Annotated in this window: 11 protein-coding genes and 4 tRNA genes; 5 read left to right on the forward strand and 10 right to left on the reverse strand. The window is 34.1% G+C overall.

Translation table 11 applies throughout. The annotated features are described in order from the left end of the window. The first annotated feature begins 287 nt into the window (after positions 1-287). A complete protein-coding gene (deoD, locus tag ABD745_RS11445) occupies positions 288-998 on the forward strand; it encodes a purine-nucleoside phosphorylase (protein ID WP_344829722.1) in 711 nt (236 codons plus the stop codon). Positions 999-1055: 57 nt separating this feature from the next. Here deoD and ABD745_RS11450 read toward each other — a convergent pair whose 3' ends face one another. From ABD745_RS11450 to ABD745_RS11490, 9 genes are all read right to left on the reverse strand, one after another. Next, complete coding sequence (locus ABD745_RS11450; RefSeq protein WP_344829724.1) at positions 1056-1841, reverse strand: TatD family hydrolase; 786 nt, start codon at positions 1839-1841, stop codon at positions 1056-1058. Between the two features lie 217 nt (positions 1842-2058). Further along, positions 2059-2904: an SIR2 family NAD-dependent protein deacylase gene (locus ABD745_RS11455; RefSeq protein WP_344829726.1), complete on the reverse strand. Its 846-nt coding sequence runs from the start codon at positions 2902-2904 to the stop codon at positions 2059-2061. A 19-nt stretch (positions 2905-2923) separates the two neighbouring features. Then, positions 2924-2993 (reverse strand) — tRNA-Val (locus ABD745_RS11460). 86 nt (positions 2994-3079) lie between these two features. Continuing rightward, a tRNA-Gly gene (locus ABD745_RS11465) sits at positions 3080-3151 on the reverse strand. Positions 3152-3158: 7 nt separating this feature from the next. Beyond that, positions 3159-3229: transfer RNA gene (locus tag ABD745_RS11470), tRNA-Ser, on the reverse strand. Positions 3230-3237: 8 nt separating this feature from the next. Continuing rightward, positions 3238-3308: transfer RNA gene (locus ABD745_RS11475), tRNA-Val, on the reverse strand. Positions 3309-3315: 7 nt separating this feature from the next. After that, complete coding sequence (locus ABD745_RS11480) at positions 3316-4680, reverse strand: SDR family oxidoreductase (RefSeq protein WP_344829729.1); 1365 nt, start codon at positions 4678-4680, stop codon at positions 3316-3318. A 126-nt stretch (positions 4681-4806) separates the two neighbouring features. After that, positions 4807-5457, reverse strand: coding sequence for a hypothetical protein (locus ABD745_RS11485; protein ID WP_344829732.1), 651 nt, complete (start codon positions 5455-5457; stop codon positions 4807-4809). Positions 5458-5459: 2 nt separating this feature from the next. After that, the gene (locus tag ABD745_RS11490; RefSeq protein ID WP_344829735.1) at positions 5460-6173 is read right to left on the reverse strand and encodes a DUF434 domain-containing protein; all 714 of its coding nucleotides are present in this window, start codon (positions 6171-6173) and stop codon (positions 5460-5462) included. A 613-nt stretch (positions 6174-6786) separates the two neighbouring features. Between ABD745_RS11490 and xylA the strand changes: the two genes are divergently transcribed. From xylA to ABD745_RS11505, 3 genes are all read left to right on the forward strand, one after another. Further along, positions 6787-8115: a xylose isomerase gene (xylA, locus tag ABD745_RS11495; protein WP_344829737.1), complete on the forward strand. Its 1329-nt coding sequence runs from the start codon at positions 6787-6789 to the stop codon at positions 8113-8115. A gap of 299 nt (positions 8116-8414) precedes the next feature. Further along, the gene (gene xylE / locus ABD745_RS11500) at positions 8415-9836 is read left to right on the forward strand and encodes a D-xylose transporter XylE (protein WP_344829740.1); all 1422 of its coding nucleotides are present in this window, start codon (positions 8415-8417) and stop codon (positions 9834-9836) included. A 338-nt stretch (positions 9837-10174) separates the two neighbouring features. After that, on the forward strand, positions 10175-11209 hold the full coding sequence (locus tag ABD745_RS11505) for a LacI family DNA-binding transcriptional regulator (RefSeq protein ID WP_344829743.1): 1035 nt from the start codon (positions 10175-10177) through the stop codon (positions 11207-11209). 142 nt (positions 11210-11351) lie between these two features. Here ABD745_RS11505 and ABD745_RS11510 read toward each other — a convergent pair whose 3' ends face one another. Continuing rightward, a complete protein-coding gene (locus tag ABD745_RS11510) occupies positions 11352-11945 on the reverse strand; it encodes a dual specificity protein phosphatase family protein (protein WP_344829746.1) in 594 nt (197 codons plus the stop codon). 1145 nt (positions 11946-13090) lie between these two features. Here ABD745_RS11510 and ABD745_RS11515 point away from each other — a divergent pair. Beyond that, a complete protein-coding gene (locus ABD745_RS11515) occupies positions 13091-13597 on the forward strand; it encodes a hypothetical protein (protein WP_344829749.1) in 507 nt (168 codons plus the stop codon). The last annotated feature ends 51 nt before the right edge of the window (positions 13598-13648 follow it).

Below are 13648 nucleotides of genomic sequence, written 5' to 3' on the forward strand. Positions count from 1 at the left end.
AAAATTGTTGTTGAGATTCCTAATGGACAAATGTTGTGATTATTTTGACTGTTTGAAAGGAACAACGAATATTCTAGCCCCGATTGAAGTGAAAATCCTTTTTTGAAAAAAAAGATTGCAGCGGAAAGCGGGAAACAGCTCCAAAAATATCTTCCGGAAAGTTATTTTTTTATTCAAATAAACATTTTGATTTAAATTAATCAATATACATGAAGACATTAGCAAGCACCCCGAATCGGCGATCCGCTATTTACATATTTATTATCTTTGCCATTCAAAATAAAATTATGAGTATCCACATTAGTGCAAAAAAAGGAGAAATTGCTAAAGTTGTATTGCAACCCGGAGATCCGTTACGTGCCAAATATATTGCTGAGAATTTTCTTGAAAATGCAAAATTAGTAAGCCAGACAAGAGGTATTTTTTACTACACAGGTCTTTATAAAGGTAAAGAAATCACTGTGGGAGCAAGCGGAATGGGTTTCCCAAGTATAGGAATTTATTCTTTTGAACTGTTTACGGAATATGAAGTTGATACGATCATCAGAATCGGAACTTGTGGAGCTTATACAACAGATTTGAAAGTTTTTGACATTCTGAATGTTGAAAATGCAGCAAGTGAAAGTACTTACGCAAAATATGCATGGGAAATTGAAGAAGACATTATTTCTCATCAGGGAAATATTTTTGAAACAATTAATGCAACTGCAACCGAACTATCGCTAAAAACGAAGGCTGTAAATATTCACAGTAGCGATATTTTCTACAGAAAAAACCCTGATATTCCTGCAATCGCAACAAAATACAACTGTCCGGCTGTAGAAATGGAAGCATTTGGATTATTTGCCAATGCCAAATATTTAGGTAAAAATGCAGCGACAATTCTTACAGTTTCTGATATTATTCCAACTCACGAAAATATTTCTGCCGATCAAAGAGAAACAGCTTTGAAACCTATGATCGAATTGGCTTTAGAAGCAGCTTGGAAAAGTATTTAAGTTAAAAAAATCAATTTTCATAAAAAAGAGCTTTACATTAGTTTGTAGAGCTCTTTTTTATATTCTGAAAAAATTCCGGGCAACTTCCGTGGTTTCATCTGCGACTTCAGAAATGCTGATCTTCTTTAAATTAGCAACCGTTTGTGCAACGTAAGGAAGAAAAGACGGCTCGTTTCTGCGGTTTTGCATTCGGGGCATATTTTTCGGAAGCATAAAAGGAGCATCGGTTTCAATCATCATTCGGTCAAGCGGAACATATTTTATAACTTCTTCTAAATGTCTGAATCTGTTTTGATCACTAATTGCTCCTGTAAATCCTAAGTAAAACCCTTTATCCAAATAAATTTTCGCTTCAATTAACGTTCCGGTAAAACAGTGAACAACAGCTTTTGGGAGTTTTGATAAATATTCGTCTGTAATTTCATTGAATCTTTTAAAAGCTGATCTTTCGTGAAGAAAAAGTGGTTTATTCATTTCGATTGCTAATTCGAGTTGAGTCCGGTAACATTTTTCCTGAATTGGTCTTGGCGAAAAATCCCTGTCGAAATCCAGTCCGCATTCTCCGACGGAAATTACTTGATCTTGTTTTAATAACTTCCTAAGTTCATTACTACTTTCATTGTTAAAAGATTTTGCATCATGCGGATGAATTCCTGCTGTTGAAAATAAAATTTCAGGATAATTTTCTGCAATTTCTGCAGATTCTTTGCTTCCACGAACGCTTGTTCCTGTGAGGATCATTTGCTCTACTCCATTGTCGAGAGCCCGGTTGATGATTTCTTCGTACTCGTTGTAAAATTGTTTATTGGTCAGATTAATGCCAATATCGATAAATGTGTTCATTTTTTAATTATTTTATTAAATTTTCTTTTGTCTTGAAACAAAAGAAACAAAAATTCAAGACCTGGAATCTGAATGCTAAAAATTAAAATTTAATCCTAAAATCCCCAAAACTTGCGCGAATTCAATATTTGTTCTTCGGTTCATCATTTACGTCGCGCTTCGAACAGTGGGAATTTTTTAACGGATCAAATTTGAATTTTCTTAACGCTTCAGCTTCCTATGTCGTTTTATTTGATGGTTTATTTATAATTTTCTCAATCATATTTTTCAATTGTGGAAGCGCCGTAGAACTGCTTTCCCGAATAGAATGCAATGTTTTACTTCCTTTTAAAATATAATCAAAATATGTATCATTTTCAGGATTGATGAGCACCATCCATTTTGCACGGATTTTTACGGTTTCTACAATATTTACAGGTAAGGTAGTCGATCCTGAAGTTCCGACAACAAACAGAATATCTGTATTATCGGCAATATTATAAGCTGTGTCAAAATGATAATATTTTTCGTTATAGCTTTCATCAAACCATAAAGTATGAGGACGAAGCCAGTTTCCGCATTTTCTGCATTTCAGATTGTCAATATCTTCCTGTGTCAAATCTTCTGTATATTCTTTAAACTTAATATTTTCGGGGAAATCAATTGGTTCACTGCATTCTTTTGAACAACGGACTTTTTGCTTGCTCCCATGAATCTCATAGACTTTTTGTATTCCGCTTCTTTGGTGAAGACCATCAACATTTTGAGTAATTAATTTAAATCTTTCTCCCAAAAGAGATTCAATTTCTGTAATAGCAAAATGTCCCGGGTTGGGTTTTGCTTCTGAAATCATTTTCTTCCAAAAAAGGTTGTATTGCCAGACTTCTTCATGATTCTGACTGAAATATTTATACGTCCCGAATTCTTCCGGACGGTGATATTTTGTTCCTTTAATCCAGATTCCGTCGATAGATCGGTATGTCGGAAGTCCGCTTTCTGCAGAGATTCCTGCTCCGGTAAGGAAAGTGATGTATCCTTGTTTTTCTTTAATTATAGTATTTAAAACTGATTGTAATTCTTCCATGATTTTTAATTTTAAAAGGGGAAACAGGCAAGATTTGAACTCGCAATTTCTCTGGGTTTGAGACATTTTTCCATTTAAATTACTGTTTCCGTTTTGGGAGTACAGCAGGACTCGAACCTGCAACCTCTGATCAGTGAAGTCAATATTCTTCCATATTAGAACTATGTACTCCTTGTGAAACGTACGGGACTCGAACCCGCAACCTCTAACTTGGAGGGTTAGCGCTCTTCCATTGAGCTAACGTTTCTATATTGGGAGATAAGCAGGAATCGAACCTGCAACTCATCTTAGCAAAATGTATTTTTCCATTTATTACTATTATCTCCGTTTGGAAAGCGTGTGGGACTCGAACCCACGACCTCCTGCGTGTAAGGCAGGTGCTCTTCCAGCTGAGCTAACGCTTTCTATATTTTACCAGTTATTAATTTTATAATTTTTTAATAAAACTCCACTGAAATAATTTCCGTTGATTCCTTCCGCAATCGGATGCAGAATTCTCGCAGCTCCATCCACAGAATCCAATGGCGGAATATATCCCTGTTCAAATTGCTTCTTTCTTAAACTTTCGTTTGCACCCGTAGAAATCCAACCTACATCAACGGCACTCATATAAATCTGATCTTTTTCAAATTCTTTCGCAGAAGTAAGCGTCATCATATTCAAAGCGGCTTTTGTCATATTGGTGTGCGGATGAAACATTGTTTTGTTATCATAACTGAAAATACCTTCTGAAGACGTCACGTTAATGATAAATTTTTCTTTAAAAGAGGAATTTTTCATTAAAGGTTTTAATTCTTTGATCAGAAAATAAGGTGCAATATGATTAATTAAATTCACCTCAACCAATTCGTACATTGAAATTTCTTCCAGTGTAGAATTCCAGCTCGTTTTATCACGGTTATCAACAGGTTGTCCGAAACGCGTTAATTCAACTTTAGTTTCTTCATTTTGTGCATATTCCAATTTTCCCATCTCGGTGGAAATTGCTGTCTGATTTGGAATTAATTTTTGATTGTTTTTAAACTCAACCAACATTTCGTTTTCACGTTTGATGATTGGCAAGTAATATTCATCGGGATATTTAATGGTTTGAGCTGCATTATTGATCAAAATATCAAGCGTATCAAAATTCGATTTATAAAAATCTGTAAAATCCTGAATTGCCTTTAAATTTCTAAGATCCAAACCATAAACCCAAAGTTGTTCTTTCCAATCTTCATAATCTGCTTCCTGCTGCAAATTTTCCAATGCCAGAGCCGGAAAACGGGTCGTCAAAACCAAATTGGCTCCGTTTCTCAACAATTTTAATGCGGTTGCAAATCCTACCTTTACCCGCCCTCCAGTCAAGATTATATTTCGTTCTTTCAAATCTGTTGACAAAAAACGTTTTTCATAGTTTTCTTCGGCACATTTCGGGCATAATCTTGTATAAAAAGAATGAGCATATTGATAGCTCTGATTACAGCAGTAGCAGTTTTTTGGTATCTGTAATTTTGTAAATTGTGTTTCGTCTTTTTGGTCGTCATAAAAAGCAGAAACTCCTGCCAAAGCCTTTTTCATCAATACCGATCCGGCATTAATTTCTAAGTCATGCGACTTCATCCGGAAATAACTTTCCTGACGGTTTTGTTTTTTGGCGTTCTTATGAATTTTCGTAATTAATCCTGAAAAAATTTTATTGTCAGGATTGAGAAATGGTTCCTCTTTCAAGGCATGAAGAACCTTGAGACATGATTCCCATTCGTTTTGCGAAAAATTTTGATTAGAAAATTCCATTGCTTTTTATTTTACACTGACAAAATTATCAATGTGGTACGCAATGTTTTTACGCAGAGAAGATATTTTTTAAGAAGTTAGAAATTAGAGATTAGAATTTTAGTTTTAAAATGATTTGTTCTTTAATTATTCATTAATAAAAACTTCCAGGAATCCTATTAAGTTTTTTCCACTGTGACTCCAGCGAATTCCATGACCGCCTTTTTCCCTTATTTCGTAGACAAGTTCGTGTTTGTAATGAAAGAAAACGTTCCACCATGTTTTATTGTCGAGAATGTAATTGATTTTTTCCATTACGATTTGCTGTTTCTGTTGGTTATTTCCCTTTACTTCACCCCAGAATTGATCTCCCATTCTTCCGACGTGCTTTTCCCAAGCTCTTTGTGCGGTAGTAATTTCATCATTAAAAGGTTTCTGACAAGCTTCAATCAATCTATTTTGAGAAGGAGGAATGGCATTTTCATTACGAAGACTTGCCGAAGTCAATCTTTGTCCCAGGATATTTAACCAATGTTCAAAAGGAATTTCTTCCAGTTTTTTGGTTTTAAATTCATCTGTACCTTGGGAATCGAAAATATTGATGAATGTATTAAAACTTTCATCACGATCGATTTTGAGTTCTTCATTAAAAAAAGGCAAATCCCAATCTAAATTTTGATCTTTAAATTTCCGAATATTTTCACTTAAACTTTGTAAATGTTCTTCAATCAGAATTTCCTGATATTTTTCTTTCCATTCGCCTGAAAATAATGGAATGTGTCTCTCAAATAAATTCATGATTAAAACATTTTCACAAGATTAATGGAAAGTTTTTCTTCTCTAATTAAATATCCGACAAGATTGAACCAATTTTTACAATGATCCAAAATCCAGGCATCAGAAGAGACTATTATTTCAGTGTTTTCAACTAAATATTTATCCGGATTAAACTCTAATTCAACTTCCCAATTAAGGTTATTTTCAATAGCAAAATCTAAGATAATCTGTTTAATTCTTCCACTGTTGGAAACAGGTTTGTCAAAAATCCATATTAATTTTTCAGCATTAGACTTCTGAAAAAATGCAGCAACCAATTCAATTGACCTCTGCGTCTGATTCACTCTTTTATAAGTTCCATGAACACCTGAAAGATCCCGAAAACACCCATCAACTCCTTCAAAAATATATGCGTCGGAAAGTAAGCTTTCCAGTAAAATCAGAACATTAAAACCATCAAGATAAATCGTTTTATTTTTTACATCTGAAATTTCGAGTTGCTTAAATTTTCTCTTCCGGATTTGATTTTCTGAAGCCGAAGCACCACGAATCACCTGAATTTGTCGGGTTTTCAAACGGTAATGATTTCCAACTAAATCCGAAGAAGCTTTCTCGGCATAATTCCGATTCAACAAATATTGCATATCCTGAACTGCCAATTTCAGTTTCTCAATCTGCTTTTCAGAGCTAAATAATGAATCATCGCCTGTATTTTTCCCTCGGTTTCTGTTGTTCATGCTCAAATGTAGAAATTATTTTTCAGTGTAATTATAATAATTCCCATTTGAATTCTCAATATATTATGATCAATTTTATCTCTACTTATGATACTGATTTTGTGCATATTATTTCCATTTTTAATTTCAAATTGGTAAAATATTTCCAAAATTAACGAACTATCTCTATCACATCATGAAATAAACGAAAATAAATGTAAACTAACGGGCTTATATTCAAATTATTTTCTTACATTTAATTTGATTATTTTTTATTACCTGGCTTTCCATCATGGAAGGTCTTTTTTGTTTTTAAACCATTTCTTCAAATTTTGTTTTCCGGAAGTACTTTTTGGTAAGGCAAATTTTCAAAACAATGAATTTTCATTGAATTTTATCGTAAAAATAAGCTTAAAAAATTTCATTCAAGTCAATGAAAAACAAACAAATGAACCTTACCTTATCATATAAAATAAGATATTAATAAAAATTCATATAATATTCACTAAAATTATTACATTTAAAAGCTAAGTTTTTATAAAAAATAGAGTATAGAATTTTAATTTCTGATTATTCAATATTTTTTATTTAAAAGCGCAATCGATTGCATTAATCAACAAAAAATAAATAAAAAATGGCTGTTACAATTGGCAATAAAGAGTATTTCAAAGGCATTGAAAAAATTCAGTTTGAAGGCAGAGAATCTGATAATCCTCTCGCTTTCAAATTTTATGATGAAAACAAAGTAGTCCGCGGAAAAACAATGAAAGAATATTTCAAATTCGCGACGGCTTATTGGCATACATTCTGTGCAACAGGCGGAGATCCGTTCGGAGCAGCAACACAACAATTTGATTGGTTATCAGCTTCTGATGCTAAACAGAGAGCGACAGAAAAAATGGATGCCGCTTTCGAATTTTTCACAAAATTAGGTGTTCCTTATTACTGTTTTCATGATTATGACCTAATTGACGAAGCAGATAATTTCGTAGAATCTACAAAAAGATTAGAATTTATTACAGATTATGCCAAAGAAAAACAGGCGGCTTCAGGGGTAAAATTACTTTGGGGAACTTCAAACTGCTTCTCAAATCCAAGATTCATGAACGGTGCGGCTACCAATCCTTCTTTTGATGTTTTGGCTTATGCAGGTGGACAGGTGAAAAATGCTTTGGATGCAACCATCAAATTGGGCGGTGAAAATTACGTTTTCTGGGGTGGTCGTGAAGGTTATATGTCTTTACTGAATACAGATATGAAACGTGAGCAGGAACACATGGCAAAATTTTTACATTTAGCTAAAGATTATGCCCGTTCACAAGGTTTCAAAGGGACTTTCTTTATCGAACCAAAACCGATGGAACCTACAAAACATCAGTATGACTTCGATGCGGCAACATGTCTGAATTTTCTTCGTCAATATGATCTACTAAACGATTTTAAATTAAATCTTGAAGTTAACCACGCCACTTTAGCTCAACACACTTTTGAACACGAACTTCAGGTTGCTGCTGATAATAACGTTTTGGGAAGCATCGATGCCAATCGCGGAGACTATCAAAATGGTTGGGATACAGACCAGTTTCCGGTAGATTTATATGAAATGACACAAGCGATGCTGGTCATCATTCAGGCTGGAGGATTCCAGGGTGGTGGAGTGAATTTTGATGCTAAAATCAGAAGAAATTCAACGGATCTGGAAGATATTTTTATTGCTCATATCAGTGGAATGGACAATTTTGCCAGATCTTTCTTAGCAGCAGATGCTATTTTAGAAAAATCAAAATATACAGAGATCAGAACCAACAGATATTCTTCTTTTGACAACGGAAAAGGAAAAGATTTCGAAGAAGGAAAATTATCCCTTTCAGACTTGGCTTCTCATGCAGAAGGACTTGGGGAAGTGGGTAGAGAAAGTGGTAAACAGGAGTATTTGGAAAGCCTGATTAATCAATATTTATAATTTTTTGTTACTGGAAAAATGCAAAGACGCAAACTTTAACAAAAATATACTTTTAAGGTGCAAGAACACTTCGACAGGCTCAGTGTGACATAACTTTAACACTAACTATTAGTTTGAATACTGTCATCATGATCTTATAGAAGCATCAATATGACAAGATTTTCAGTGAGTGTTGCATTGTTAAATTTTATCTTCGATAAAATCCCTGCGTCTTAAGCCTATTAATTTTAAAATAAATTGTGCCTTCGCGTTTTTTCAACAAAACAAAATTTTAACCATAATTAAAACTACGTGAAAATATGCAAATAATAGATTCCGGACCGAAATATTCCTCAGGAGTAAAGGCCGAAATAAATATGACCTACGTCACCGTATTGACATTGGTGGCGACTTTAGGCGGACTTTTGTTCGGTTATGATACAGCGGTAATTTCCGGAGCAGAAAAATCTCTTCAGGAATATCTGATTATTCCGTTGGGATTAAGTTCGTTGGTTCATGGAGCAACCATTTCGAGTGCATTAATCGGATGCATCATCGGTGGCGCTGTTTCAGGATATTTTTCAAGCAGATTAGGAAGAAAAAAATCGTTGATGCTTTCTGCGTTTTTATTTTTCATCAGTGCATTAGGAGCGGCTTATCCGGAATTTTTGTTCTTTAAACAGGGTGAACATTCAATGGGAGTTTTACTGGCGTTTAATTTTTACAGAATTATCGGTGGCATCGGAGTAGGCCTTGCATCAGCGGTTTGCCCTATGTATATCGGAGAAATTGCACCTGCTGAAGTTCGTGGAAGATTGGTTTCCCTGAACCAGTTTGCCATTATTTTCGGCATGCTTGTCGTTTATTTTGTAAACTGGGGAATTGCCGACGGAAAACCTGTTGAATGGATCAACGAAATCGGATGGCGTTATATGTTTTTATCATTGACTGTTCCTGCTGCATTATTCGGGATTTTATTATTCTTTGTACCGGAAACTCCAAGATATTTGACTTTAATTAAAAAAGATGATGAAGCACTTAAAATTTTAACCAAAATTAATGGACAACTTCGCGGACATCAGATTTTTAATGAAATCAAAGGAACTGTCGCCGAACATAAAAGTGAAATTTTCGCTTTTGGAAAAACAGTAATCGTCATTGGAATTTTACTCTCTGTTTTTCAGCAGTTTGTAGGAATTAATGTCGCTTTATATTATGCACCTAGAATTTTCGAAAGTATGGGAGTTCATAAAGACGCTTCTATGCTGCAGACCGTTGTGATGGGATTGGTGAATGTAGTTTTTACGGTTGTAGCCATCTTTACCGTTGACAAATGGGGAAGAAAACCACTTCTGATTGTAGGTTCTGTAGGAATGGCAATTGGAATGTTTGCGATTGCAATTTTCTCATATTTACACATCATCGGGGTTGCAACATTAGTTTTCATTATTGTATATACAGCATCTTTTATGATGTCTTGGGGACCGATTTGCTGGGTTTTAATCTCAGAACTTTTCCCGAATAAAATCAGAGGATCGGCGATTGCGATTGCTGTTGCAGCACAATGGGCAGCAAATTATTTAATCTCTTCCACTTATCCTTTTATGATGGAATTCAGTGGGGCTTTTACCTATGGTTTTTATGGAGTAATGAGTATTTTATCATTATTCTTTGTCTGGAAAATGGTTCCTGAAACCAAAGGAAAATCTTTGGAAGAAATTGAAAAACTCTGGAAAAAATAAATATTTTTTACTTCAATAGTCAGTTACAAAAGGGGCATCGATTTTCGGTGTCCTTTTTGGTGAAATAAAATGGTTTGTTTTGATGATAATCAAGCTTAATTTTCACTATGAATCAGTTTGATTTTCAGCTCATCTTAACTTTTAATCTTAAGCAAATTTTAGCCTTAAATCCAATGAAATCAACCATTTAAACAGCTTTAATATTTAATTTAATTTTAATCATCTATAATATTGTATAAAATACATCATATTTCCTTTTTGATAGACATAATTTGATTAAATTTACGTCAATAATGTATATCATTTGGGTATACAGAAACAGCTTCAAAAAAACCTGTATGAATAAAAAAAATGCCACGATATACGATATTTCGAAAAAACTCGGTGTGAGTGTGGCAACTGTTTCCAGAGCATTAAACGATCATCCGAGAATAAGCCAAGCAACGAAAGAATTGGTAAAGAAAACTGCTAAAGAAATGAACTATAAGCAGAATAATCTTGCCAAAGCTTTAAAAAGCGGTGAAACAAAAAACGTGGGAATCATCGTTCCTTTCATAAACACCAATTTCTTTTCATCCGTCATCCGCGGAATTGAAGAAGAACTTTCTCCATTCGGCTATCATGTGATCATCTGCCAAAGCCACGAAGATGTAAATATTGAAAAAAAACATCTCAATACTTTACTGAATGCTCAGGTTGACGGAATTTTCATGTCGGTTTCCAAAACGACTCTTGATACAGATCATATCCAAAATATTTTAGACACAACTAATACTCCAATTATCTTTTTTGACCGTAAAAAAGATATTAAGGGAATCAGCACTGTGACAATTGATGATTATCGTGGAGGTTATATTGCAACGGAACATTTAATTAAAGAAGGTTATAAAAATATCTGTCATTTTTCGGGTGACCTAAATCTGGAAATTTACCAGAATCGTTTAAATGGATATAAACAGGCTTTAATTGATCATAATTTAACTGTAAAAGAAGATAACATCATTACAACAGGGAGTTCGATTGATGCCGGAATAGAAGCGATTAAAACACTTTGGGATCAAAAATCTGTTCCTGATGCTATTTTTTCTTCGAGTGATTTTGCTGCCTTGGGAGCTTGTCAGGAATTGAAAAAACGTAAGATTAAAATCCCGCAGGAAGTCGCTGTCATCGGCTTTTCAAACGAACCTTTTACTCAATTTATGGAGCTTCCGATAAGTTCTGTTGATCAAACTCCTGTTACGATGGGAAAAATGGCCGGGCAGGTTTTCTTAGAAAGTGTAAAAGAGAATGGTTCCGGAGTTTCCACAGAGAAAAAAGTGGTTCTGGCACCGCAGATTTATATCAGGAAATCATCGAAAAGAAGACAACTTTAGCAGAACTTTTTATATACTCAAACAATACCTAAATATTGTATTAATCCTAATATTAAAAATCCCTTTCAAATATGCTTTGAGAGGGATTTTATATTCTATTTTTTTCAAAAGAAACTAACCAACCAGACTATTGATAAAATTGTTATTTCTTTACTCCTCTTTTCTTATAATTCGTAAGATAAATACCTTTCTCAGAGTTTTTTGAAAAATTGCTTCCGAATTCCCAAAAAAGACGCGCATTGGATCTGGCATTTTCATTGGTGAAATTTTCGTATTCAATTCTGTAAATAGAACTAAAAAGACGTGAGCGCCCTACACCATGATGACAATGGATGAGGACAGGATAATTTTTGGGATTATCCATAATCTTTAAAAACTTTTGTACAGTACTGTCTTCCGGAATCTGATCAGTCGGCAGATTAAAATAGTGAACCCCTGCAATCTTGTCTACTGCATTTTCTTCCGCATTTACCTGTTTTTTTGTCTCAGGATTTAATTCTGTCTGTACCAAGCCATCACGCAGATCAACAATGGTTTTTATTTTGTAATCACTGATAAAACCCGGCAATTTATCGGGAGGCACAACCCCGGAATTATAGACTTTATTTTCCGAAATCGTCACCAAATTATACCTTACTTTTTTCTGATAAAATACAAATGCCAGAATCACGGCTGTAACAACAACCAATGAAATTAATATTCTTTTCGTTATATTATTTTTGAAACTTAGCTTCATAGGGTTTCGGTAATTAAATTTTAAATACTACGAAGCTACAATCTTTTTTAGAATATTGATAACGACTTTGTATTCATTAATGAAAATATTTGTGCAATTCCTATTTAAATAATAAAACTCAATTTTCATTTTATTACACAAGATTTCTATTTCAGTACAGATGATTTTTGCTCTACTTCTCACCAATTTTCTTCCAGTTTAGTTTCTCTTTATCTTAGTGTACAAGATATTTAGAGTAGTATACTTGAGTTCTATCCAAGTTCTCTCGACCTTTGTCTTAGTACACTATGTTTTTATCTTACTGCACTGCAATTTTATTCTAGTACACTAGATATTTGCCTTAGTACACTGGATTTGAGGATGGAAAATTGGGTAATCTCTGTTTGCTGAAACATGATCTTGTATTTTTCTTAAAAATTTGGAAGTATGGTATTAATCGGTACGAGCATCCCCGCTCGTACCAGATTGTACAACGTATCGGAACTTTTATAGAACGTGTCTGGATAGGTTTTGGATATGTCAGTTGGGGTTCGGAACGTCAAATTTGGGGCTGGGACGTGGAGAGATGGGTTTTTGTTTTGGTGGTATGAGTATAGGAATTGTGTGTGTTGTTTGTGCACTCTTTCTAACCACCCGTCTTTTTTCTTCGAAAAATCCACTTCTCCAAAGGGAGAGGAATTATTGTGCGTTTAAGAAGGCTTAGTCTTCATTTCAAATTTAGAAATTGTAAGACAAATATTCAACAGAAAATCTACATGTGAAAAAATTTCCCTCCCTCAGAGAGGTGGCGAAAATTCGAAAGAATTTTTGACGGGGTGGTTTGTCTCGCAGGAATGATTTTTTGCTTTCGCTAGCGCGAGCGTCTCGCTCGTGCATATTTTTGTGGGCATGAGCGAGACGTTCGCACCAGCATGGGGGTTTTTGGATGATAATTAGTCACGGATTACAAATTCGCGACATCAAGAGATTTTTTATTGAAATATGGAAAAATCAAAAACAATAATTCAAATGATTTTCCCACATTCCAACAAAATTTTAACACCCACATCAATAAGTTATTAACAAAAAACTCTACTTTTGAGAGTATCTAAAGAGGGTGAGATTACATTAACCCTTTATATTTACATTAGCTAAAATTAAAATAAATGATGAAATTAAAATTTTTAATCTCAGTTATCTTTTTCATAGCAGTACCTTCTTCTTGTAAAAAAGAACAGAATAATAAAAAGCTGATAGAAAAAACAATAAAAATCCCTGTCACAGTTGATTCTTTTAGAGATTCACATGTTCTGAATAAATTTGATGCTGGATGTATCATTTCTTACTCTAAAAAAGGAGCTAATGAGAATGAGAATATTTTAATGCAAGGAGCTGGAGTTCCAGCTGAAATGGGTAGATCCCTTTTTATTATGAAAATTGACGGAACATTGCAGCTGTTTCATTCCAATGACGAAAGAGATATAAGGACTGTAAATAAAAACCTAATTAAGGCAAAATTAAGTAACAAGGATTATGAAGTGGAGGTAATCACACATATTGGACAATATTTTGAAGCATCCGATTCAACTGAACATTTTGGAACAATAAAAATCACTAGGAAAAAGGATAATTCTAAAATCTCTATTAATTTTGTAGGGGGGATAGCTTGCTGAAAGTGTTTTAAGATTCAAGATGAATAAATTACCATCCCCCGATGTCGCGGA

The sequence above is a fragment of the Chryseobacterium ginsenosidimutans genome (genome assembly GCF_039536845.1).
Classification (GTDB): Bacteria; Bacteroidota; Bacteroidia; order Flavobacteriales; family Weeksellaceae; genus Chryseobacterium; species Chryseobacterium ginsenosidimutans_B.